Annotated in this window: 21 protein-coding genes and 2 pseudogenes; 12 read left to right on the plus strand and 11 right to left on the minus strand. The window is 41.9% G+C overall.

What is annotated here, in order from left to right; genetic code table 11:
- Positions 1-64 precede the first annotated feature (64 nt).
- Positions 65-478: a DUF4313 domain-containing protein gene (locus BACCOPRO_RS17190; RefSeq protein ID WP_162231607.1), complete on the plus strand. Its 414-nt coding sequence runs from the start codon at positions 65-67 to the stop codon at positions 476-478.
- A 267-nt stretch (positions 479-745) separates the two neighbouring features.
- Positions 746-2,227, plus strand: coding sequence for a type VI secretion system tube protein TssD (gene tssD / locus BACCOPRO_RS17805; RefSeq protein ID WP_008142215.1), 1,482 nt, complete (start codon positions 746-748; stop codon positions 2,225-2,227).
- Positions 2,228-2,649: 422 nt separating this feature from the next.
- Here tssD (BACCOPRO_RS17805) and BACCOPRO_RS07070 read toward each other — a convergent pair whose 3' ends face one another.
- Positions 2,650-2,994, minus strand: coding sequence for a hypothetical protein (locus BACCOPRO_RS07070; protein ID WP_040311273.1), 345 nt, complete (start codon positions 2,992-2,994; stop codon positions 2,650-2,652).
- 262 nt (positions 2,995-3,256) lie between these two features.
- Here BACCOPRO_RS07070 and BACCOPRO_RS07075 point away from each other — a divergent pair, with 262 nt between their 5' ends.
- Both BACCOPRO_RS07075 and BACCOPRO_RS07080 read left to right on the plus strand, forming a co-directional pair.
- Positions 3,257-3,898: a phosphoribosyltransferase gene (locus tag BACCOPRO_RS07075; protein ID WP_246497772.1), complete on the plus strand. Its 642-nt coding sequence runs from the start codon at positions 3,257-3,259 to the stop codon at positions 3,896-3,898.
- A 1-nt stretch (position 3,899) separates the two neighbouring features.
- Positions 3,900-4,391, plus strand: coding sequence for an SLOG family protein (locus BACCOPRO_RS07080; protein WP_008142222.1), 492 nt, complete (start codon positions 3,900-3,902; stop codon positions 4,389-4,391).
- Positions 4,392-4,479: 88 nt separating this feature from the next.
- On the opposite strand, the gene BACCOPRO_RS07085 is transcribed toward BACCOPRO_RS07080, so the two are convergent.
- Positions 4,480-5,130, minus strand: coding sequence for a recombinase family protein (locus BACCOPRO_RS07085; protein ID WP_008142224.1), 651 nt, complete (start codon positions 5,128-5,130; stop codon positions 4,480-4,482).
- 238 nt (positions 5,131-5,368) lie between these two features.
- On the opposite strand from BACCOPRO_RS07085, the gene BACCOPRO_RS07090 reads away from it, so the two are divergent.
- From BACCOPRO_RS07090 to BACCOPRO_RS07120, 7 genes are all read left to right on the plus strand, one after another.
- Positions 5,369-6,415, plus strand: a complete 1,047-nt coding sequence (locus tag BACCOPRO_RS07090) for a hypothetical protein (protein ID WP_040311274.1) — start codon at positions 5,369-5,371, stop codon at positions 6,413-6,415.
- A 15-nt stretch (positions 6,416-6,430) separates the two neighbouring features.
- The gene (locus BACCOPRO_RS07095; protein WP_008142229.1) at positions 6,431-6,883 is read left to right on the plus strand and encodes a hypothetical protein; all 453 of its coding nucleotides are present in this window, start codon (positions 6,431-6,433) and stop codon (positions 6,881-6,883) included.
- 14 nt (positions 6,884-6,897) lie between these two features.
- Positions 6,898-7,296: a hypothetical protein gene (locus BACCOPRO_RS07100; protein ID WP_008142231.1), complete on the plus strand. Its 399-nt coding sequence runs from the start codon at positions 6,898-6,900 to the stop codon at positions 7,294-7,296.
- A gap of 76 nt (positions 7,297-7,372) precedes the next feature.
- On the plus strand, positions 7,373-7,879 hold the full coding sequence (locus BACCOPRO_RS07105) for a hypothetical protein (RefSeq protein WP_081446919.1): 507 nt from the start codon (positions 7,373-7,375) through the stop codon (positions 7,877-7,879).
- Positions 7,869-8,711 (plus strand): hypothetical protein, encoded by an 843-nt coding sequence (locus tag BACCOPRO_RS07110; protein WP_008142235.1) that lies wholly within the window; start codon positions 7,869-7,871, stop codon positions 8,709-8,711. The genes BACCOPRO_RS07105 and BACCOPRO_RS07110 overlap by 11 nt, the downstream gene beginning before the upstream one ends.
- 222 nt (positions 8,712-8,933) lie before the next feature.
- The gene (gene mobV / locus BACCOPRO_RS07115; protein WP_008142236.1) at positions 8,934-10,388 is read left to right on the plus strand and encodes a MobV family relaxase; all 1,455 of its coding nucleotides are present in this window, start codon (positions 8,934-8,936) and stop codon (positions 10,386-10,388) included.
- Positions 10,389-10,441: 53 nt separating this feature from the next.
- The gene (locus BACCOPRO_RS07120; protein ID WP_008142238.1) at positions 10,442-11,950 is read left to right on the plus strand and encodes an OmpA family protein; all 1,509 of its coding nucleotides are present in this window, start codon (positions 10,442-10,444) and stop codon (positions 11,948-11,950) included.
- A gap of 108 nt (positions 11,951-12,058) precedes the next feature.
- Here BACCOPRO_RS07120 and tssD (BACCOPRO_RS07125) read toward each other — a convergent pair whose 3' ends face one another.
- The 5 genes from tssD (BACCOPRO_RS07125) to BACCOPRO_RS07145 all read right to left on the minus strand — a co-directional run bounded on the left by tssD (BACCOPRO_RS07125) (position 12,059) and on the right by BACCOPRO_RS07145 (position 16,656).
- Positions 12,059-12,448: a type VI secretion system tube protein TssD gene (gene tssD / locus BACCOPRO_RS07125; RefSeq protein ID WP_008142240.1), complete on the minus strand. Its 390-nt coding sequence runs from the start codon at positions 12,446-12,448 to the stop codon at positions 12,059-12,061.
- A gap of 175 nt (positions 12,449-12,623) precedes the next feature.
- Complete coding sequence (locus tag BACCOPRO_RS07130) at positions 12,624-13,217, minus strand: hypothetical protein (RefSeq protein WP_008142243.1); 594 nt, start codon at positions 13,215-13,217, stop codon at positions 12,624-12,626.
- 16 nt (positions 13,218-13,233) lie between these two features.
- Positions 13,234-14,472, minus strand: coding sequence for an RING finger protein (locus BACCOPRO_RS07135; protein WP_040311275.1), 1,239 nt, complete (start codon positions 14,470-14,472; stop codon positions 13,234-13,236).
- Positions 14,473-14,749: 277 nt separating this feature from the next.
- The gene (locus BACCOPRO_RS07140; protein WP_155819123.1) at positions 14,750-15,394 is read right to left on the minus strand and encodes a hypothetical protein; all 645 of its coding nucleotides are present in this window, start codon (positions 15,392-15,394) and stop codon (positions 14,750-14,752) included.
- Positions 15,395-15,522: 128 nt separating this feature from the next.
- The gene (locus BACCOPRO_RS07145) at positions 15,523-16,656 is read right to left on the minus strand and encodes a DUF262 domain-containing protein (RefSeq protein WP_162231608.1); all 1,134 of its coding nucleotides are present in this window, start codon (positions 16,654-16,656) and stop codon (positions 15,523-15,525) included.
- 281 nt (positions 16,657-16,937) lie between these two features.
- Here BACCOPRO_RS07145 and BACCOPRO_RS07150 point away from each other — a divergent pair, with 281 nt between their 5' ends.
- Positions 16,938-17,843: a hypothetical protein gene (locus BACCOPRO_RS07150; protein WP_008142250.1), complete on the plus strand. Its 906-nt coding sequence runs from the start codon at positions 16,938-16,940 to the stop codon at positions 17,841-17,843.
- A 495-nt stretch (positions 17,844-18,338) separates the two neighbouring features.
- Here BACCOPRO_RS07150 and BACCOPRO_RS07155 read toward each other — a convergent pair whose 3' ends face one another.
- From BACCOPRO_RS07155 to BACCOPRO_RS07170, 4 genes and pseudogenes are all read right to left on the minus strand, one after another.
- Positions 18,339-18,629: a hypothetical protein gene (locus BACCOPRO_RS07155; RefSeq protein WP_008142252.1), complete on the minus strand. Its 291-nt coding sequence runs from the start codon at positions 18,627-18,629 to the stop codon at positions 18,339-18,341.
- A 320-nt stretch (positions 18,630-18,949) separates the two neighbouring features.
- Positions 18,950-22,998 (minus strand): annotated as a pseudogene (locus BACCOPRO_RS07160) (DUF6531 domain-containing protein); the annotation flags it as partial.
- Positions 22,999-23,024: 26 nt separating this feature from the next.
- Positions 23,025-23,309 carry an immunity 17 family protein gene (locus tag BACCOPRO_RS07165; protein ID WP_008142258.1) on the minus strand — a complete coding sequence of 95 codons (285 nt, stop codon included), beginning with the start codon at positions 23,307-23,309 and terminating at the stop codon, positions 23,025-23,027.
- Positions 23,260-24,093: pseudogene (locus BACCOPRO_RS07170) on the minus strand (hypothetical protein); the annotation flags it as partial. The gene BACCOPRO_RS07165 and the pseudogene BACCOPRO_RS07170, both read right to left, overlap by 50 nt.

Below are 24,093 nucleotides of genomic sequence, written 5' to 3' on the forward strand. Positions count from 1 at the left end.
TTACTCCCTATAGATAAACAATGAACTATAATAGGGAAAAGTTGAACTTAAATTTTTAATGATTATGGCTAAAAAAGTTATTAAAGTAGGTGGTTGCAAATTCATCTTATTGAGATGGCGTGATAAGTGGGTATTTCCTCTTATTTCTTACTATTTGTCGGGAAAGGATAGTCCTATTTACTTTGCCCTTTTCTCCTGGAATCTGAAGGAAGGCAAATTTGTGAGGGAAACTACTGTTACTATTAATTTCCCTAAGAAACCGCGTGGCTTTTGTTGCCAGTTCGTTGATACCCAAAATAATGGTTCTTCAATTATTGATTGGCTTGTAGATAATGGCTTTGGTTTAGAGACGAAACGTTCTGTAACATCAGGTCTCACTTCTTATCCCGAATTCTACTTCGTAGGTGGCGTTAATTTTCATAAGTACAGGAGGTTTTGTGATGACCATCCGGAAATTAGTAAATTCCTACGTATTTGATTTTCCTATCTGTTTTCCGGTCCCAATTATGGGACTGGAAACTTTTGACGGAATCGTCTACTGTTTTATACATACCTTTTTTATATGTATATTGCAGTTTTGTAAAATCGGGTCATACAGTAAATTTTGAGGTTCTCTGGTATCTCCTTTATCCCTTTTTTATGTGCCGTTCAGCATATTCATTTATATTCTTTGATTTCTAAGCAAATATATTTCATCTTATTTACTATATTTGCATTATTACCAACCAATCTAATATTGAATTATATGGCAGCAGAGATTCTACTGGAAATAAACGGTCATAAGTATAATGCTTCAGGCTTCTCTTATGATTTTTACCAGGTACCGGATTTCAAGGGAAAATCTGTTACCGGAATAAAGGGCGGTGATATCCATGTCGTCCTTGATTCAAGTTACGACAATTCTATTCTGGAAACTATGTTGTCGGATAAGACAAGGAAGGTTCCTTGTGTTCCATGGGAAGAATATGAGCCTTGCCCTGTTTCTGGTAGAATCCAGTTTGTGCAGGATGATGTACATGTATTCCGTGAACTTGCATTTGAGGAAGCCTATATTACCCGTTATAAGGAAAAGATGGATGCAAACGGTTATCCTATGAGTATTTTGCTTACTATTTCTACGTTGCGTCTTGATATTAACAAGTTCGTTCGTATGGACAGACGGCCTGAAACCACTTATGGTTTTGGGTGGGTAAGATTTAAAGAAAAAGAAGTAGAAAAGTCTCCTATGTCAAAGTCTTATGCAGAACCTATGGTTTTGGTTACCTCTGTCAAAGGCAAAGAAACTGCATTACCAAATGAAAAGGTAAAATACGAGGTTACTGGATATAATATTTCTAATGTAAAGGACAAAGATCGTAAACGTGTCAAATGGGATATTGTAGTTGAAGGTAAGCAAGAAAAGCAGAAAGAACAAGGTGAAGTTTTACATTTGCAGATCAAAGAGGAATGGGTGGGAAAAGAAATCACTGTAATGCCTTATTTAAAACAGGCTACTACTAAAACAAGTGTGAAAACTGAGGTGTTGTATGAACCACAAGTTAGATTGATAATAACTAATCAGGTAACAGGATATACCATCCAGCGTTTAAAAGGTGATTCAGACATGTTTTCTAAAAATGTGGTTATTATTCCAACATATAGGGTTGATGTATTTAATTATGAGAAATGTGAAAAAAAACTAGAATTTTCTTTTAATGTGACAAGAGACGCATGGTATAATCTAGGGGTGGAAAATGGCAAACATAAAATTTTAAATAGGGCTTTTATTCCAGCTGATTGGAGTAAAAACTTATATGGTGCAATGTGGATTCCTAGTTATCCAAGATTCTCAGGAATGGGAGCTTTCATTTTAACTAGATACGGTGAAAGAAAATTACCAGCAAAACCGTTACTAACCCAAAAAACACTTGAAGGTAAGTCTATAGATTCTCCACGGAATGATGAAAATTTTGCATCAGATGTTATGATTCATGTTAGTGGGGTTTATGAAATCTTTGGTATTGATTATTTAGGTGGTTCATATGGATGTTTTGGTTTTATACCTGATGATGATATTTATGGAACTATAGAAAAAGCAAAGAAAGCATTAGAAAAGAATCTTTATGCTCAAGTAACGAGTAATGAAGAATGGAAGAAAGTAACAAATAGAATACTGGAACTATCATTTCCACAAAAAAAGAAAATACAAATATTGCTTGAAGAATATAAACCTAAATTTATTTATTAATGAATAAGCTGTATAAATTTATATTTATTGTTGGTTTTTTAGCTGGTATTTTATACTCGTTGTTGTATGAATTAATTGATTATGGTGATACAGCTCCTTTTGATGAATCATTGTGCTTATCCTTAAAAAATATTCTATTAAATAGAGAATCCATAATTAGCCACTCTTTAATATTGGGATGCATAGGCTTATTGGTATCGTCTTTTATTAATACTATTCTATATTTTATTAGAAAATATAGAAAAAATAAATTTGATGAATGGTAATAGATTGCATATTAGTGTATCATACTTAACTGATGCAGTGAATTTGATCTGTAGTTTTTCTTAATCCAGTCCTAAAAACTTATTTTACCGATTCTAAAAAATTACTTCGAGATAGAGTCTTCAAAGCTATGATGTGCTGATTGATTTCAATTCCTGTTATAAAGTTCTATTCAGTGCTAAAGCTAATGGATAGATATATTTGTTATATGTTTTGAGCTTTTCCAGATTTACGCCATATCCTGTATATGGATTGCTAGTTTCATCATAGAAAAAAATATCCATTATATCTCCGTTTTTTATAATTCTTTCACCTGTTTGCGGTATATCTTCCAAAGTGCAAATTTCCAGTGGTAGTGAATCCAAGTTACAGGGAGTACCGTTTCCCAGTAAGTTCATATGGTGGTTGAATATTACAAATCCCTTATGCTTAAAATCAAGTCTGATTCCGTATGGACGGCTTGTCAGGAAGGCATCCGCAGCTTTTGATATATAATTCTCCATAATTGTTTTTGATGTAAAAGTCATGCAAATTTAAGGCTTTCTCCAGAGGTGTACAAAGCCGTATCCTGTTTTTCTTGCCATTCGGCATGGTTGCTTGTGTTTGGCCAGCTCTCTCGGATATTCCCTGCAAAATTGCGGTTCTGCTTTTGTCAACCGTCAAACCGGGACACTGGCAGATTGCCCGTTCACGAAAAATCTTCCTCTGCTATGCAGAGCGTATTTGTTCATGCCCTCATTTGCCTTGTTGCAGCAGTTCCGCCCTATGGGCAGAAAATATCCCGATGGGCTGGCTGAAATCCGGCAAGCAGAGGGAAGTAAAACAAATGAGACTATGGCAGCAATCAATGAAAATTTGAAAAAGCAGTTGGCAAAGAAGATGTATCACTTCGTTAAGTATTTCCCTGTGCGCATTAGAAATGTTGGGGAAGACGCAATAGAAAACCGTAAACTCGTATGGGGATTCAAGGATGCAGACCGTGAAATTACGCTTAAAGTGGCACGGATGACCGCATCATATCTCTTGAATGAATTTGGCGACAGGGTAAAAAACATTGTTTTTGTATGTATTCCGGCAAGTACATATGAACAGAACGAAAATAGATACAGATTCTTTTGTGAACAGGTCTGCAGCTTGGCTGGAGTTGTGAACGGATTTTCCCATATTAGGCTTTTGGCTGACCGTCCGTCAGTTCACGAAAACCGAAAGAAAAAGACACATGCCGATTTTTCCGACCAGTCTGTAAAGTTTGATGAAGATTTTTTCAAGGAAAAAGATGTACTGATTTACGATGATGTTGTCACCACTGGAACAAGTTATGCAGAGCTGGCTAACCGTCTTGAGTTCTTCGGGGCAAATGTGTTGGGAGGTCTTTTTCTTAGTAAAACATTTTATAGATATAGCTGATATGATGAAAACTGTAATGAGTAATGAAAAGGTTGCCTTTACGGGGCACAGAAGTATTCCGTTTGCAACAATCAATGTCCTTAGACAGAGAATTTCCGATTGTGTTGAGAATCTTTATCTCAGTGGGAAGACTGAATACCTGTGTGGTATGGCATTGGGGTTTGATTTGTTGTGTGCCGAGGTTGTCCTGTCGCTAAAGAAGCGATTTCCTGACATTCGCCTGATTTGCGTCTTACCATACAGGGCGCAGTCCGAAATGTGGAATGCTATGCAGAGAGCGAGGCATAGTCTCATTCTTGACAAGGCGGATGAAGTAATAGTATTGAGTGAAGAGTATTTTCACGGATGCTTTTTGCGAAGAAACGATTATATGCTGAAGATATGTAGTACAGTTGTGGCATACTATGATGGTAAGTTACAAGGGGGAACCTACTATACTTTCAAGAAAGCAAGAGAAAATAGACTAAGACTTATCAATCTTTATTCATCTTAAATAACAATGCACGGCCAAGCACCGTGCATTGTTGCTATGTATAGGTAAATCAATGCTTACTGTTATATCAGGTACCTGCCGTAAGACACTAACTGTTTTCTTCATTCTCCTGATTATCTTTCTTGTTTTTACGTTTCCCAAGAGGGCCGCTGAAACGTCCCCGATTTAATTTGACCCCGTATTTGTTCAATATGCGGAATACAGAACTCCTGCTGTTAAAACCGCTGATGGCATGGATTTCTGAAATGCTGTATCCATTTTTATACATATCTACTATCATCTTGGCCCGTTCCTCTGCGTTGGTGATATTCCACTTTTTGGAAACTATTATATCTTGCTGCAGTTGTACGATATGCGATGATGCGTTACGTAGTGCGGCGCATTCTTCCGGTAATGAACCGAACATTTCGATAACATCAGATACTTTTGTGTCAGGAAACAATATATTTTTCGTATCTATCTTGTCATGCACTGAAATGATTCGCACTACCTTGATTCTGCAGAGTTCAATCAGTGAAGCGAGTTCTCTCGAACCTCTTACGGCATTGCTGAATTTTGTTACCACAAGTTCATCGCCTCTTTCCAGACTCGACAGGAGCTGTTTCCATTTGGGGCGTAGCTTTTCATGTTCCTTCTGCTCCTCTACCACATTTACGCAACCGAATTGTAGCATCCAGTTTTTGTCTTCATTGAAATCTTCATAAGGTTCTTTTTTGAATATGTATCCTACCTTAGCCATATTATTGTCCTGTTTAGAGTATCTGTGTACAAAGATAGTAGTTTAATTTTATATTCAATCATACTCAAATGATTTTTTTTACATAAATCATACTCTGTTTTTTCTCTTTCTATCCCTTTTTTATCATTGAAAATCATACTTTAAAGTATGATGTATAAATATGAATAATTAGCGGTTTTATACCTATGAAAATATATCAAATATATCTAATTTTGTGTCTGCTATCAAATTAAATAACATGAAACATATTATGTCATACTTAAGAAATATGAGAACTGAATCCTGTGTTATGGTCATGCTTTTTTCCATTCTTGTAGCCTGTTCCTGTACCAATAGGAAAAGAGTGTCAGAGTCTGAAAATTTTGCCGATGTTGTCTGTTCATACAGAACATGGCTGTCTCATATCAGGATGATGGAAGTCCTCCCGGCCGATTCGTTGGCGACATATATCACAGAATGGGTAAACATCAGGGATTCCGTATTTATGGCATTACGCAGGGATACTCTAAATCCGCATTCAGCACTTCAGGCTGAATGTCGTATTGTAGATGATTCTGTAAGGATAGAGCTTGCACGCATTGCTGCATCGGGAAATTATTCATTTTCTGATGTGCTTTTGGTCAGGGAGAAAATTTCTCCATATACAGGGGATGGAGAATTGGTTGAAGCGGCAGGAATCATACGGCCATTCTTTGACTCCCTGGATGAAAACGGAATGATTGTCGGTGGAAAACAGAAAGTGTTATCCTGTTACCGTACTTTTCTGGCCGAAACACTGAAAGACAGTATTATGGATATTGAAGAACTGCAGGAGTTCATAAAGCAAGAGGATGTCGTGTACAGGTCTTTTCTTGCCTATCTTCACGATTATGGTGATACAGACCTTTCGGATATTACCCGAGCTACAGAAAAGTGTTGCAGCCTGGTTTTCGATGCAGCCAATAGGGGATGTGTCAGCTATCGGGATGCTACAGTATATATGGCTTTGAGAAGCAATCGAAGGCTTGTTCAGAATGTTCTTGCCTGCCTAGGAGATATACGTTGCGGTAGGGTACATGGCAGAGAGCAGGCATGGGCATACGCCTGTATGATACTTCAGCCGTATGTTTCCATGGATGGTCTTTGTATGGCTCTGATGTCACAGGACGAAAGATATGCTTTGACAGGAATTGCGTCTGACACATCCGGGGCGTTACTGCGTCTTCATGAAATTATTCAGTCTGAAAGACACAGGCTGTCTGAACTGCCTGCTATGCTTCTTGAAATTCTAGTATTAACCATTTAGATATTTTATAATAACATGATTATGCTGAAACATTTTATGGATGATTTTCTCGCCTTTGTACCGCTTCAGCTACCGCAGCTGATCGATGTTACTACAATGGAAGAACCCAAAATCTATGGCGATTATGCCCTGCTGACATTTCCTCTGCGTGAGCCATACGACCTTGAGGAGGTGATGGATATTTTTGAAGATGATATGGAGCTTATTACGCTGTATCACCATACACCCCGGTTGGGTGATAAAAGCGGGCACAGCACCTGTGCCTATTCAAATCCGGCATTCGGCCAGATGTATAAGATGAATGCCCAAACCGACGACACCGGGCGTGTCACTCGTATATTTGTTACAATCTACGATTCTCTTGAATTTATGTATGGAGACCTTTGTCTTGATCTTGATCTCCATGCCAGAACTGGAATGTTCAAATACAAGCGTGACAAAGAGCGTGTCCTTGTTGATTTCATTTAATAGGGAACGGGCTTATGCGGGAACCGGTTTATAGGAAAATTGTGTTTTGGATAAGTAACCAGCGTACATGGATTGACGTGGTTGATGCCGATATGTATGGCGTATTTGCATTCCTTTATAGGGGGTACACATGTCATTTCACATCTCGTTTTTTGCTGCTCCGGGCTTATAAATCCAATAATGGAATTGCCGATGGTACTACCTGGATTGTATCGGAATATGCTTTGGACAGGGCTTTGGCTGAATATCGTAAAATCAACAGAGCCTTTAGGGATAAAATCAAAAAGTCTCCTGATTACATTAGGCCGGCTGATGCGGAGGAAATCATAAGGCTTGCTACCGGTGATGCTGTCCGCTTGAATCTTATATCCATGCCATTAAATTCAAACCTTAATACATTCTTTTATGATTAATTATTTATTCCTTTCATTAATGCTTCTCATACCTTCTGTTCTGCCAATGGCATTGTACAGTTGCAAACATCGTTTCATGATAAGGTTCTACATGGTGATGGCAGCAGACGAAAAGGTAAGGAAGTTTTATATAAGCGTTTGGCTTATCATTCTGCTTGTTTTCCATTATGTCTATATCAAGGTACAGCCGGGAGACTACGGTGTCCTGCTTTCAACAATACCGTGTCTCATTCTGGTTTCATATAGCAGGACAGACAAGCTGTTTCGTATGGTACACGAACGACTTAAGCTGGTTGTCATATTGGCCCTGTCTGCAATGGCAGTTATGGCAATCCCCCATTTGTACACCTTGGCGGCTACGATAGTGTATTTTATGACGGCAGCCCTTTTCTATCCATCATCAAGGATAATACAAGAATGCTGGAAATATGGCAAGAAGGGATGCTGGAAGGAGCAGGCTGAAGAGATTATAAGGGCTTACCACTGTTTTCATCACGCAATACGCCACGAATGTGCGGATAGTGGCAAAGATATGAATCCGCGCGATAACCAATATCAAATCACAGAAAATAATGAAGAATAGAGAAAAAATGGACAAAGCCATATCGGCAGATATCAAGGTGCTTGAGTATCTCAGTGAAAAGGTTGGGGACCGGAAAACCAAGATGGAAGCCTATCTTGATCTGATGTACAAGGCTAACGATGGTTTTGTTTCCCCTTTTTTAAGAAAGAAGGAATCTGACCTCGGGCCATGCCAGTGTCATGTGAACATTTCCGACCTTGCGTCTGACTGGGGATGGCACCGTGCTACGGTACGTTCTTTCCTTGACAGACTTGAACAGTTCGGCCAGATTGAGAGGGAGCGACGGGCAAAAAGTGTGATTATTACGATGCCTTCACTGACTGGACAGCCTTCATCTCCTGATGTTGTACACGACACTCCTGACCTTGCCATGCAGCTTATGGATGTATTGTCTGATTGGATAATCGGCAGAAGCGATACCGAAACCGTAGGTGCATCATGTGGCAGACTTGTTCGTGCGGAGCTTGATCGGCTTGCCGGTTCCGCTGCTCAGTCATGTACTCAGGGTGATGCAGAAAACCACCCGCCCATGATCGTCAGTGCGGAAGATGCTGTGAAGGAAAAAGCTCTCGGCTGTATAGCTTATGCCGCCCATCAGAAAGTCCTGCGTAAGTTCAGATTCGATGATGCCACTCCGGTTTTACAGTTCTTCCATCAGAATCTTGGTGGAGAGTGGGATGCGTTTGTTGATGCCTCCAAGGAACTTTCAGAGCTTGTCCTTGTCAACAAATCATCTGTCCCTGATTTCTCTACCGCTGAAGGCAGAGAGTGTCTCAAATCGCTCAGAAACCCGTTCCTTGCGCTTGTTGCGAAATCGCAGGAGTCTTTCTGAGCCGAAAGCTCATTACAAGTATTGTATAACCCTGGATAATCCGTCCGTCTAGTAGGCTGGACGTCCTGCCGGTTTTATCAGGTATCCGGGCTTGCCCGTCTGCCATGGAACAAAGGGAATGGGGAGCCTAATACCCCTGCTGACTGACGTCACAGGGAGAGGTGTCCATGCAAGCAGCAAGCTGGGACACGGAGGATTATCCGAAACAATTGGAAATAAAGTATGGCACAGGCAAAACAGGTACTTGACGTACACGTATCAAAAGGCATAACCCGTGCGCAAAGCAACGAGCATCTCAGATGCCGTAGCGAAAAGGCAAGGGAATATGCCATGAGCAAGGGGAATTACGATCCCACACGCGAACACCTGAATTTTGAGGTGGTCCGAGGAGGAAAGATCCGGTCTGTTGATACCAGCCGGAGCATACCTGACCGTATGGCGGAAATATTGCGCAGCCGGGGTATCAAGGATCCCAACGAGGGGTTGGAGGAACCGAAATTCCGCACGGTGGTGAATATCATTTTCGGAGGTTCAAGAGAGCGTATGCAGGAGCTTGCCTTTGGCAGTCAGACCGTGGATTTTGAAAACAATTCCGACAATTCCCATGTCGAAAGAAAATCGGAAATAGAACAATGGGCCAAGGATGTATATACATTCGTAAGTGGCAAATATGGTGAGCAGAACATTGCGGCTTTTGTTGTACATCTCGACGAGTTGAATCCGCATGTACACTGCACACTTCTGCCGATTAAGGGCGGACGTTTTGCATACAAGGAGATATTTGCCGGTAAGGACAAATTCGAGTATAGCGAACGCATGAAGAAGCTTCATAGTGACTTTGCTGAAGTCAACCGCAAGTGGGGAATGGCACGTGGTTCCAGTATTGCGGAAACTGGTGCCAGACACAGGACGACGGAAGAATATCGCCGCATGTTGTCGGAAGAGTGTACGAGCATAGAGGAAAGCATTGTCCGACATCAGGAGGTGCTTTCATCGCTTCGCTCCGACATCCGACTGGCAGAGCGAAGGGTAAAGGGGCTTACCACTATGGTGGATAATATCCGTCAGGAGATGGAGGAAAAGCAGGCTAGACTATCGGCAATTGAGAACCGGCTTCTGTCCCAAAATGGAGATACCGCTGCCATTCTTCGTCAAAAGGAAAAACTCGAACAGGAGCTTTCTGTTATCCAGTCAAAACTGGCAGACAAGCAGGACAAGTTGCAGTTGGCTGACCGACAGCTGGCTGGGCTAAAAGACGAAATGAACAGTGTCAGGGAGCGGACGGAAGGTCTGAAGGAAGAGGCATACCGTTACTCACGGGAGGTGCATTCCAAAGTGGACAGCTTGCTCAAGGATGCTATGCTGGAAGAAATGGTGAACGAGCATCGTGGTCTATCGGCAAGGTTGTCTCTTCCGGACCGGCAGATTTTTGACGACTCGCTTGTCAGGTCTGTGGCTGAACGTGGCATGGAAGTCATGCAGTGTGCTACAATGCTTTTTTTCGGAATGGTGGATGATGCCACCACATTTGCCGAAACACATGGCGGCGGAGGTGGCGGAAGCGACCTCAAATGGGGGCGTGATGACGACGAGGACAACCGTGCCTGGGCGCGTCGCTGCATGAGGATGGCATCGCGTATGATGCGTCCTGCCAGTGGCAAGAAACCTAAGCGTTAGTTGGCAAAGAATTGGCGTTTGGTAAATTTTTTAATTCAATAATTAATTCTGATATGATAAAAATGATTACTATTCTTTTTGCTGCGTTATGTACGATACAGACGTATGCAAGTGAGCAATATCTTTATACAGATACTGTACAATGTAAATCGCATGGGGGTAGCCTGGATATTTTACAGCCTTTGGAGCCGATCTACCTTGATGGTGTGCTTGTTCCGGCTGGTGGAAGTGGCAACTGGTTTGTCACGGTTGCAGGTGGATTGAATGCGTTTCTTGGAACACCGTTGGGGTGTGATGATTTGTTTGGTCGCATAAAACCAGCCTACAGTTTCGCTGTAGGCAAATGGTTTACTCCGGCTGTAGGTGGCCGTATCAATTATAATGGGATGGCGTTTAAAGACGGTTTGTTGTCCGATCAGAAGTATCATTATGTCCATGCGGACTTGATGTGGAATATATTGGGTTGCAGGTATGCTAGACAGGAACAGGTGCGATGGACTGTTGCGCCTTTTGCAGGTGTCGGAATGATACATCATGCTACCAATGGTAATAATCCGTTTGCGTTGTCGTATGGCATTCAGGGGCAGTATAGACTTTCCAAACGGATTAGTTTTCTTATGGAACTTTCCGGCATGACTACTTTTAAGAATTTCGATGGTATAGGCCGTCCGAATCGTCCCGGAGACAATATGCTTCTGCTGACTGCGGGCCTGTCATTCTCTATTGGGAAAAGCGGTTGGAAACGTGTTGTAGATGCCGGTCCTTATATGCAAATGAATGAACGGCTGGTTAGCTGCATCGGTTCTCTTTCTGCGGAAAACCGTTACTATGCCGGACTAAATGATAAAAACAGCCGGGCATTGGCTGAACTGAAGAAAGTTCTGGAAATAGAAGGACTGCTTGATAAGTATTCCCATCTTTTTGTCGATGGTAACGAACAAGCTGGTCGTACTTTCCCGGTAAACAATTATAGTGGCTTGAACTCGCTCTTGGCAAGATTGAAGAATAAGAAGTGGAATGGTAAATCGGTTGACGAAAGTTCAAATCAGGATACTGTTGACAGTGCTAAAGACAACCTGTTTTCATGTAATGACAGTGTTCACGGTTTGGAGTTGTTAGAGGATTCTGCTTACCATTGCCGTTTGGCTCAAGATTCTATTTCTGGGATAAAGAATACCGGTCTGTTTGCTGATGGAACAATTGGTTCGCCTGTATATTTCTTTTTCTATTTGAATTCTGCGCAGCTTACTGACGAATCTCAATCAATCAATATTGATGCGTTGGCTCGGGTTGCTGTTAAGTATAATTTATCTGTAAGGGTTACTGGCGCAGCGGATGAGGAAACGGGAACTTCTGCTGTTAATGATTCGTTGAGTCTGAAAAGGGCGAACTATATATCTGACCAGCTATTACAGCGTGGAGTATCATCTGGAAAAATAGTCGTTGACAGCAAGGGAGGGATTTCTGATTATTCTCCTCGGGAGGCCAATAGAAACACTAAGGTTGAATTGCTTGCTCCTGATGTGGTGGATATTGTTGCTTCTTTAGAGGAAGGTATATAGGAAAGAGTTGGACTTTCATTGTTATTGGCTTGGAAAGCAGGACTGGATTTCATTCTGGTCCTGCTTTCATTCATTTTGCATCATAAGAAGTTAAATAGGCTCCGGTTTTTACCAACTGTTAGTCAAAAAAGCGTTCCCTACAATCAGATTGTCTGCAGAAAGTGTTATTGTAGTAAAAAGCGGTCGCTTTTTATCTACATTGAATACCTCTTTGTAATAGACTATGTAGGCACATCTGAACTCTATAATTCTGAATACAGAATTGTCATCGGTTCTGTAGAAGATTATCTTGCCGCTTACAGGCTTGAACTGGCTGTTCACCATAGACTCCAGAATTTCAGTATCCTTGGTCGCTTCGATACTGAAAGTCAGTTTTCCTCCGATAACGGATGTTACAGGCCTACCTTTTTTGTCAGTTTTCCGGCTGAATTCAATATGAGAAAAAAGAATTTCTATTTCTCTTCCGCGTATGCTTACGGTTGCTCTGAGTGCTCCCATATAAGTATTTTTTATGATTATGAATCAAGGTTTCAAAAACTTGATTAAAGCAGAGAACTGCTTTCGGAAAAGAATGAAGATATAACTGGAAACAAATATAAGGGAAAAAATCGTATTTTCCAATATGTCGGCTAAAAAAGGCTCTTATGTTGTTATATTATTTTATGAATGTGTATTATGTTGTTTTCGATTCAAATCCATCCTCGTAAGTACCAATTGCTTTTTCTATCGTGGTGTCATAGTTCAATACAAAGAAGTCGCTGTTTTCAGCAAACCGTTGATAAAATCTCCAATACCATTCATTCGTCTGTTCTTTCATGATGTTGGAATCATACCCATTTACAATATCCATTATTCTAAGGATAAATTGGTCCATAACAGAACGAAGTGTGTTAAGGCCAAAGCTCATATTAGGTTTGGTAAAAGGAGCAAAAACCGGATATCTATCCGGATTATTACACTTTTTGTTCCATACCCAACCGTATGCATCTAACATCTCTAATACGTGAAACAAATGTTCAAAATGAATATAGGGGGTAGGCGTTCCACTTATATATGGATTAGAGCAGTCTGGTGGATAAGTGCACATAAGTTGGTTGTAGATATCATCTACAATAGTTATTGGATTGCCTTGAGTAAAATAATCTGTGTAGGGTCTGCGAACATCATCTGTGATGTTCGATATTGATGCTTTTATTATTCCTTGAGGTAAATTCAGGTCAAGAGGTGTTCCTGCACCTATTAAAAATGTTGTACGATTATTTCCCATAATGCGCTGTATTTACTCATTGAAACATTTCAGGAACTATATCTTCAATTTCAACTCCATCTATTACCTTGGCCGAGAGTTTTTTGCCAAAGTTGCGGAGTTTATCACCTGCATATTTGTCAAAGATATAAGTACTTTTGTGGGCGAAATCAAAGTTCTCCAATATCATTTTGTTAATTCCTTTGTCTTTACATCCATATCCTATGATTATCAGTTTTTCTGCATTTCGCAGGTTCTTTCTGAATCTTTTGAAGAGTTTCTTGAAAAGTAAAGGATTGTTGTATCTTTCTATTTTAGAGGTTGTGCCGGTCAGAAAATCAGCATGGTAAGCAATCGGGCAACTTTCATAACCCATTTTGCTTCGTATTCCTCTTAATAAGTCACTTACGCCAATACCTTCCCTTATTTTCACATACTTGATAGGTATCATGAAATTATTTTCAACAGTCTTGTAATAAGGCACATAATCTAAGCTGCCATGTAATTTATAAAGCCTTATAGGGGTGTCGTATCTGGCTGTGTATCTTTCTAACCGGCAATGATAAGTAGCATTGTCTCTATTCAGTATTCCGTAAAACTCCGAACCATATTCATCAAAGCCGTCGGAAATGCTACCGTTGATATATTCAGTCTTATTAAAAGATTCAAAAAGTAAATCATGGTTCAGTGTATGCACATCAATGATGTAATCTTCTTTCAAGTGACTTAGGTATTTCAGAAAGCCATCGTAATGTTCCACAAAGCCTATGTGGAATGGTTGGTTTTCATAGAAGGAATTACCATCTTTGTCTCTCAGCAAATATCTCACCATCTGATTATAGATGTCGGGTAAACTGAAGACAAAACTTCCATAGTCCGTATATTCGTCTAATAAATCATCACACAATGTTTCGTAGCATGAGCTATATACTTCTTCACCTTTTATGAAGTCATAAAACTCTTCGTAGTCGAACTTATGTGTCTCTGCATACTTTTTTATTAGACGCTTGCAAAATACGAAATGTTTCTGATGCAGATTTAGTACCCCTTCTTCTTGGAAAGCAGGTTTTTCTCCAGTTGTTGAACAGCATAGTACGCCACTTGGTGAAAAATCTGCATTATATTTTTCAAAGTCCAATATATTCTCATTCAGAGTATTTCCTATCGGATACCCTTGGGGCGCAGAAAAGCCTGCTCCAATTAAGATAGAGATGTGTTTTCTACCTGCCAATGGCTTTTCTGGTATTTCATAGTCAAAATCTATATTTTCTTTCATAATGAGTTCTTTCTTATCTTGTATATTCAAAATACAACTTATTTATCTAATAATATGCTTGTATTTATGCATCAATATGCAATATATTATTAGACAAATGTCTGTTTTGGTGACCGGGTTGAGCTGTTTGGAGATGGGCAGATGCGCCCGACACCTATGTACTTCCCAAGTCGAAATACCCTGTTCCTGATGACAGGGGCTATAATGTTTTTTAAGATGCCAATAATATAATTCATTTAGACTTGAAATATTTAATATAGTTCGTTAAACATTTATTCTAAAATAGCTTCAAGTGGTCGGCTTCATGTTGAAAGATTCGGTAAAGACTTATCATCATCTTGTCAATAATGATCAGTAACGCAAATCTTATATAATAGTTTTCATAAACAGAGTCTATGCCGGAAAGGATCTCCAAGGAAGGCCTGTTCTGCTGGTATGATGTAAGATTATGGGCACACCTGTTTCTGTGAAAATACAGGCAGCTATACATCTCATTTAGTCCTTTTTTTATGGTGCATGTAAATGGTTTGTTGCTGTCATTTTTATGGGCACAATTACTGCAGTTTTTGAAGAATGCAGAAATGTCAAGACAACCTCCTCCTATACTATTGAATATTTCCACATATTCCTGATACTCTCTTTCGCAAAACCCCATACTGCTTGTATTTGCATGAAACTCGTCCAGAACACCTTTTGTGTTGCTCCATATTTCATTGGTGTCTATTGTCGAGAAGTCAAAGTCCTTTTTCAGTTTGACAATTGCCTTTCTTAGAAAGTTTAGAACTTTTCTTTTATCAGTTATTTGGGAACATTCATTCAAATTCCAGGGGAAGTATATATCACGTCGCAAATCAAAATCTATGGTGGCGATTTCCCAGCATATACATTTCATTTTTTGTTCTTGCGCACCTGTCATTTTCATAAAGATGGATTGCATGATATTATCCCACAACGGGTACATTTCAATTCCCCAACTCATTGAGTGGGTTATGGTGGATGTATCACACAAGATGTCCGATACCGGTGCTAATATGAAGTCGGAATGCACACTCATGGCCTACTTAAATATTTTTGATATATTTCGATTGATTTGGAAATTCTTTCACGCAGATATTTGAGGCACGCAGGAGATTTAGTATGCAGATAGTTATTAACTTTTATGTCCCTGATTGTGCTTTTTAACTCTTCCTCTAAAGCTTCTTTTTTGGATGTATCTAATGTCCTCTTCTCAAAAGCAGTGAAATAGATAAGTCCGAAAAAATAAATATCCAGTTCTATGATTGACTGAAAGCGTCTTTTATAGTTCAATTCTGTAATGAGGGTGTTAATATTATTCAGATATGGTTTATAGTCCTTATTGGGGAAAATGTTGGTAAATCTACCAAATATTTGAGAATCTTTGTCGCCTACAACAGAGTAAATGTATGTTTCATAATAGCTTTCCATTTTGCTTGCATATCCATACCCGATACCTCTTTCCGAACCCTTTTTCTTGTACTGCGAGAGTAATGCCGCATATCTTACAAAGTCCATGCTGCTTTTTCGGGATTTATCAACAACACTGCTTGATATTTCCTTGCAGAATCCGGGATCAAACCATTCTTTGAGCTGATGGTTCAGGAAGTAGAGGGAAGCTCGGCTTTCCAGTACGTAAAGTGACTTTCCGCGTATGTTGATGTTTCTGAACAAGGTGGAGAAAAACTTCTGTTGTTCTTCTTCCGTAGTAGTTGATGGAACGATATAGGCAAAACCAAGGAAATTCTTGTTAAAGAAATCATCGTCCAAATGTTCAAGGCTTTCATATTTTTCTTGAGGACATTTAGCCATAATTTCTTCCTTGCTATTACCTTTGGCCAATAGCTCTTTAAAAGTCCATTCTATCATATTTTCCTGTTCATCGTCATCCGAGTCATCATCGTTTTCATTTACAAGACTTTCTATATTCCCAGCTCCGGCCTCTTTTTGGGGGAAACGTTCGATGTATGCCAGGAGTACGGATGTAAGTCTCTGCTGGCCGTCGATAATTAGGTTATCTTGTCCGTTTGCCGTTTTATAAGCTCCGATAATCACAGGTGGGATGAATTGTTTTTCTTTGAATGAGTCAATCAGGTTGGTATAGTCATCTTTGTTCCATACAAATGTACGTTGATATTCAGGTAACACTATGTTGCGTTTCAGTATCATCTGTATCCAGTAGGCTAGTGAATACTCGCCATAATATGTCCGGTTGTTATTCATTTTAAACTACAAAGGGATTAAAGGTTATATTTATATGTTTATAAAGGTGTGCGTAATATAAGAAAACTTATTGATACTTGAAAATATTTTCAGGAATTTAATTTTGTTAAGAATGAAATTTGATATTTTGTATTGTATTATTATTAACGTTTTGCAAAACGTTAAAAAATCAAACAGCGATTTTTGCTGATAATTGTTATGAGTTTAATTATATATTTTATAGGCATATGAGTGATAATTTAACAAAAATACAACAAGCTTTACGCAATAATAGAAATGATTTAGCTTTTATCGTAGGCAATGGCATTAATAGATTTGCATATGGTGATCGTCAAAATGTTTCTTGGAATGGACTTCTATTGGAAGTGTGGCAGCAGATTTCTTATAGAACTATGAGTGATATATCTTCTGGAATTTCTTTAACAGAGTTTTATGATATTATGGAGATGGAAGCAGGCTCTATTGATAAAGTTAGGCAAAAAGTTGTTGATTTACTAGGTGAGTGGCGGCCGGATGAATACCATAAATGGTTGCAGGAGAAAATATCTTCAGACTGGGATGTACCTTTATTGACTACTAATTTTGATATGAACCTAAATGAAGGATTGACTCTTAATAAGTTAGAGTCTGAGAATTTGAAATTTGCAGACTATTATCCATGGAATGTTTATTTTTCCAGAACAGAGTTGAACAGTCCTACTGAAGGATTTGGAGTATGGCATATTAACGGAATGCTTAAATATAAAAGAAGTATTAGATTAGGGCTATCTGAGTATATGAGTTTATTATCCAGAGTACGAACATTCCTTCATAAAGAAGATGGTTTGGATGATTTTGATTTGAAGAATCAGAGTCGCTGGAAAGGATATCCTACATGGTTACACATTATTTTTAATAAATCATTGTGTATATTTGGTTTGGCTTTAGATGAAAATGAAACGTTTCTGAGATGGTTGTTGATTGAGCGTGCAAAATATTTTAAGAGGTATCCTGAGCGCAAGAAAAAAGGTTGGTTCGTGTGTAAAGCAGGTGAATGCTCAGAAGGTAAGAGATTATATTTGGACTATATTGGGTTTGAATTAGTACAATTGGATAGTTATGATGATATTTATAGAGGAATGTTCTTACCTTAAATTTGGGATATTTTTATAAATGAGGGGTATCACTTTATGTCAAATAAACCTAATGCAATGGTTTTCATGGATGCAAAACAAACATAGGATGGATAGAAGTACGAGATTCTTAAGGATAAATAGATAAAACTTTCAACGAGTATGAACCATAAATAATGTGAAGATGGCTGGAGTCGTTTAAGGGATTGCGTCGGCAAGGACAATGCTTCCTTTTATAGACTATGAATAAAGTATTATATTTACTTCTATCTTATAAATAAGTGTAAAGAAACAGGAATGGATGGAAAATAGACCGTCTGTGACCTTTTTTCCATCCTCTTCTTGCCTACAAAATTTAAGTTATATAAGTATATCACATATGATCAAATATTTCTTTTGTGTATTATTCTTTTTCACTAAGTTCATCCATATTATGTTTTTTCCCTTTATTCATATTACATCTAGCAAACAATTCCTCTTGCTTTTTGAATGTTGAATGTTAAATGTTAGGAAAAGTTATTCGCCACTAACATAAATAAAACGACCTTCAGCTACTATTTTATTTATATTATTTATAAACTTCATAATAATATTCTTATTAGATGAAGTCTTTTCTTGCTTGAGATATTCTGTTGAAATATTTTTTATCAACAATAGGTTGTCTACCATTAAACGAATATCTCCAAATTCATCTATTTTTAATCCAGTTTTTTTATTAAAGGATATAAAAATAGGCATTAGTATTTCTATTTCAACATCGTTGATGCAAAACTCAAAATTATTTGTATTATTATAAAATGAAATCATGATAGCTATTTTATTGATGATGCAGGAAAAGTTGTAATAACTTCACCTGTCTTATTATCTACGACTACTCTCTGAACTGTTTCCTCTGGATTTCGGCCTACTTGACGAGGCATATTTTTTTGATACAATGTACGATTTCCTTGTGGTGTAACTTTGTCTGGGTTATCTATTACTTTACCTGCATCTTTTATTACTCTTTTGGGATTTTTAAATTTACTTTTATTTATCCAATTTCTCTTTTCAGGAGAATAACCTGATTTTTTTATATGTCTTTCATGGATATGCAGTTTTGATTTTTTTGTAAATTTATAACCTGCATAACCAAACACATCAATCCACACATTTGTATTATCAACATAGCCATAAAGGTTAAGTATTCTCCCCGCTAGACCAATCAAGTCTTGCGATATATACATTCCCATTTGTGGCGAATAATACCTGAAGCGATTGTAAGCCAGTCCTGTTTCCCTGTCATAATACTGCCCTTGGAAGAGGAACGGTATCATTCCTACGTTTCCGGTCTCCTCGATGACTTCACCGTTCATGTCCAGCGTCCTGCTCCACACCTCATTACCATCCGCATCGTATGCCTCGGTGGGCGTACCCAGATGGTCTGTCAGTATGGAATAAGCTCTGCCTTCCTTTATCATGGCGGCAGGCACGAAGGATTCCTCCTCGAAGAGCCAGAGCGTGCGTTCTTTGCGTTCTTCCTCGGCCAGCCACGCATTCTCTTCCCTTGAGTAGCTCCGTCTCTGCTTCCACTGGTGCAGTGGCACGTTTCCGTTCCACACCCACCGCGTCACGGTCGTCCCGAAACTCTTCGAGAGCCTTCTTCCCAAAGCGTCGTATTCAAATGTCACTTCCTTTCCGTCAGGTCGTACCACCTTTGCCAGCGAGCCGTCAGCGCTCCACCTGTATTTCCAGTGCTCCTTCTTTCCGTCCAGCCATCTTCCCGTACCGATGTATCGTTCTGTTAGGTTTCCGTCCTTGTCATACTCGCAGTGCCACTTTCCGTCCTGTTCCATGGCTCCTCCCTTCAGGAAGCGCCTTACCGTGCAGTCCGGGTTAGGGTAGATGTTTCCCACTTCGTCGCTCTTTCTCCACTGTGCCGTTCCGTCCCCGTATTCGGCATATTCCAGTTGTCCGTTCGGAGTGTACCCGTACCGTGTCGTTCCACGTCTGCTGTCTTCCGTTGCGAGCAGCCGGTCAGCCTTGCTCCAGTGGTAGCGGCGCATGTGGCGTGTCTGCGCGTCCTTTCTCGTGCGTGCGTCCACAAGGCGACCAATGTTGTCGTATGCGAAGCTCCGCATCACACCTCCGGGCAGCATACGCTCTGTTTCAAAGCCCAGCGTGTCGTAGCTGTGCTGCGACTGCCACTGTCTTTCACCGTTTCCACAGCCGTCTCCGGCCTGGAACTCTGTCAGTTCTCCGAACTCGTTGCGTTTGTATTCCAGATTCGCCCCGAGTGTGCTCTGCAGGGACAGTATCTGTCCGGTCTTGTCGTAGGTGCGTGTGATGGTCTCACCGTCTGCCGTTTCCGTTACCGGTAGTCCCAGTGCGTTGTAGGCAAGCTCCACGCGGCTTTCACCTCGTGTGGCTTCCACCAACCTTCCAGATATTCCATACTGATAGGTCTGGTCGGGTTCATCCGTCGTCACATACGACACCCTTGTTACCCTCGATGCGTTGTCATATTCGTATTCCCGCACGATTCCGCTCGGCAGCCTTTCGCTTGTTACGCGTCCGGCGATGTCACGTTGGTATATCCTCGTTCCCCGGTCAAACCCTGTTTCCCGGATTACGTTACCTATGTCGTCAAGGTCGAACTCATAGTATTGCATCCGCTCGTTTATCACGTGGCGCAGCCGTTCTTCCCTGTCATAATGGAAACCTACGACACCTCGGCTGTCCTTGCGGTGTGTCAGCTTCCACATGCCCGAGTAGGTGTATTCCACCTTCTGCAGGTCGTCTCGGTATTCCAGCAGGTTGTCTATTCCGTCATATCTCAGGTGTATGTGGTTGCCGTCGAAGTCCTCACTTCCGTTACGCGTCCTATGGCGTCGTAGCGCCTTGTCTGCACGGCTCCTTTCGGATTTGTCACCTGCGTGCATCGTCCCAGTCCGTCGTAGCGATAGTGCGAGGTGTTTCCCCGGCTGTCTGATGCTTCCGTCAGGTTGCCGTCCTTGTCGTAGCTCAGTACGGTTTTTACACCATACGGGTCAGTGATGCATTCGGCCAGTCCTTCGCTGTACTCTATCTGCGTTTCCGCTCCTTCTGGATTTGTCCTTTTGGTCACATTTCCTTTGCCGTCATAATCGAACTTCCATGTTCCTCCGTCCGCTGTGGTCACGCTCAGCGGCCTGTTGCGCAATACTCCCTTGCGGAAGAATACAGCCGATACGCTGCCGCCTCCCGGGTCGGAACTGTCGGTACAGTTTCCCCAGCGGTCGTATTTGTACAGGCTGCTGTTGCCTGCCGGGTCGGTTTCCTGCAGGAGTTTCCGGTCCGAGTCGTATTTCCATCGGTGTTCGCCTTCGTTGGCATCTACTTTCAGATACACCAGTCCGTCCTTGTGGTAATATTTTGTAGGCTTGTCATGGCTGTCAAGCACTCTGGTCATTCCATTTAGGAATTGCAACTTGTGGTCATATATGCCTCCGTCTCCCCATGTATGTATGCATCGGGATCCGATTTCGCTGCCGTCGTATTCAAAGAACCAGTTCAGTCCGTTTCTCCATGTCTCCTTTACAATCAGCCTTCCTTCGTATTCATACCGCATGGCATCGCCCACGGCGTTGCGCTGGCATGTCATGTTTCCCTCCGCATCATATTCGTATGATGCGAGTATTGTTTCTTCTCCCTTGTTTTCGGGGTGTGGCCCTTTTATTTCCAGGATGCGTCCGCTGCGCTCGTCGCATTCCACGGCGAGCCTTCTTCCTGCGCTGTCGGTAATCTCCTTCAGGTGCCCCTTACCGTTGTACCCGATCCGTATGGCGAACCCGTTCGCATCCGATACGCTTTCCAGCAGATGTACGGAGTCGTATTCCTTCTGTGTGAATCGGTAGTACAGGTCTTCGTCCATGTCCCATATACAGTAGCCGTCCTTTTCCTTTCGTGCTTCCTTGCGCTCTGCACGTATGAACGAGGGCTTCTTCTCAGTCGGCAGCGGGAAGGCTACGGGTATTCCGTCGGACATGCGCAGTGTCAGGATGCCGTCCTCCACTACGATACCCATGTCGTAGGCATGATGCCATCCGTTGCCCAACGGTCCCTGATAGTCGCTTTTGCTGTACCAGGTACGTTCCCAGGAGAGAGGGAGCGGACCGTCTATCCAGAAGTCCTCTTCGTCGGTGAAGAATGTGCCGCTTGCCACGTCCACAGGGTGTCCGGTTACTGTACATATTGTCTTGTGCAGCATGTCCTGCAGCTTTCCGCTCTTTATCTTGTCATTTACGGCTCCATGCAGCTTGTCTGCCAGTTTCTTGGTCTTTTTCTTATACAGTCTTCCAAAGGCTCCCATACACTTTCTTGAGAGTGCCGCCATCGGGTTAAGCGGCACGGGCACGGGGCTGGTCAGAATCTGTCTGGCCGGAGGAATCGGGTTGATTACCCCTGTCGGCAGGAACAGTCCCGGCACTTTGTGTATGCTCGACATACCCAGGTCGTTGCAGTCCAGATGCATGTGCGTTCCTCCTCCCGACAGAGGAAGCCCGTCTGCAAGCACGGTCAGGCTTCCCATGAAGGCATGTCCGTTGTTTTTGGGTATGGGTATCGAGTTTGCCGCAAATCCGGCTCCCATCGGTACATGCGGTATGCTGCGTGTGGGGGTAGAAGCCACGGCACGTGGAATGAACCCGCCGATTTTTACGGTGGCTCCCATCATGCCCACTGCCATGGTCAGTGCCGTGTGGCCTATCTCTGCGAGCTTGGCCGAGTCTGCATCCTCGGTTTCTTCCGCTGTTGGGGGAGAGGGGATGTACGATGCCACTGCCGCTGTCATGAAGTCCTGCGGACAGAGCAGCGTCCCTACATACGGGTGAGGCATCGGCACGCTTGTGGCCGGCGGTATGTTCACCAGGTGGATGTCCACTCCGATTACAGGGTCGAGCTGTTTGGAGATGGGTAGGCAGGCCTGTCCTTTCATCCCCAGTGCTCCGAGCACGGGGAGTACGGCTGCCTCGCTCACGTTGTCTGCCAGACTGCCCAAGGCTATGGTCGCCTTCAGTCCGGTGTCAAGCGCGTTGACGGACGGGGATACGCCCGCCTTCGCATTGGCGGAAGCTCCCGAAACTACGCCCGACATCTGTGTGCCTACAGTGGCTTCAAGCTGTGCGCTTACCTGGTCGAAATACCCTGTTCCTGATGACATAGTTTATAGTTGTTTTTAGAGTGGGTTCAAGTTTTGAAAAACAGATAGGCTGACAATAGAATGGCCAGCACTACTATGACTCCGAGCCAGAAACGAAATCCGTTTGGGCCCAGCAAGTCAAGCCAGAAGTTCCCTCCCCAGCTTCCGGGGCGGGTATAGGTCCATTTCCAGTCCAGTCTCAGTCCTGCCAGCCATACCAGCAGAATCAGGATGACTACAAGATAGCCCGATTTCGGGTTTTCCTTGATGTACCCTGGGCCCTCACTGAATATTTGCTGAAGGGTCGTCCATATTTTGTTGATCCATTCCATGATATTTCCCTAAATTTCGTTTGTATTCATACAGAAAGTCTTCCCAGTCCTTGCCGATGGTATGGCTCAGTACCGAGTTGATTTCTTCATTACTGACCGTTGACTGGCGTTCCCGGCTTTCCAGCAGCTTGAGCAGCAGCAGGGGATAAGACGAATGTCTTATCAGGTCGGACGACAGCTTGTCTGCCAGTCGGAATCCCTCGATGTAGCACTCCGTTGCTCTTTCCGTTTCGTATGCTTTCTCCCAACACCATCCGCACATTCTCAGTGTTTCTGCTTGCATGAGGTAATCCTTGCAGTGTGCGTAGGCATCTGCGCCCAGTCGGTAGGTTTCTGCGGCATCGTTCCAGTCGGATTTCCGTACCTGTATGGATGCTTTTCCTACAAGCGAGCTGCCGAGAAGACGCCCCGATAGAGATGGGTCAAGTTTCCCTTCGCCCATCTGTGCCGCTTCTACCGCTTTGTTGGCAAAGTACAGAGCCGTGTCAAGATCCTTATGGTTGATACGGTCTGTATATAGAATGGTATATACTGTTACGAACTGACTCAGCCAATTCAGGTCTTTTTTTACATTGACAAGTGCCATATCGAGGCATTTGCGTGCGTGCAGGTCGGTTTGGGCGGCATCTTCTTTCTTTACGCTGTTCATGAGTCTGGTCAGTGCCAGCCTGAAGTCGGAGGCGGCAGGGTCGCTCCGGTCTTCGTTGGCCGCCTGTTCTGCCAGTTGTTCGGTTGCTCCGTCCATGTCTATCGGGGGATAGATGGAGACTGTTTCTTTCTGGTA

This window comes from Phocaeicola coprophilus DSM 18228 = JCM 13818, from assembly GCF_000157915.1.
In the GTDB taxonomy this organism is placed as follows: Bacteria; Bacteroidota; Bacteroidia; order Bacteroidales; family Bacteroidaceae; genus Phocaeicola; species Phocaeicola coprophilus.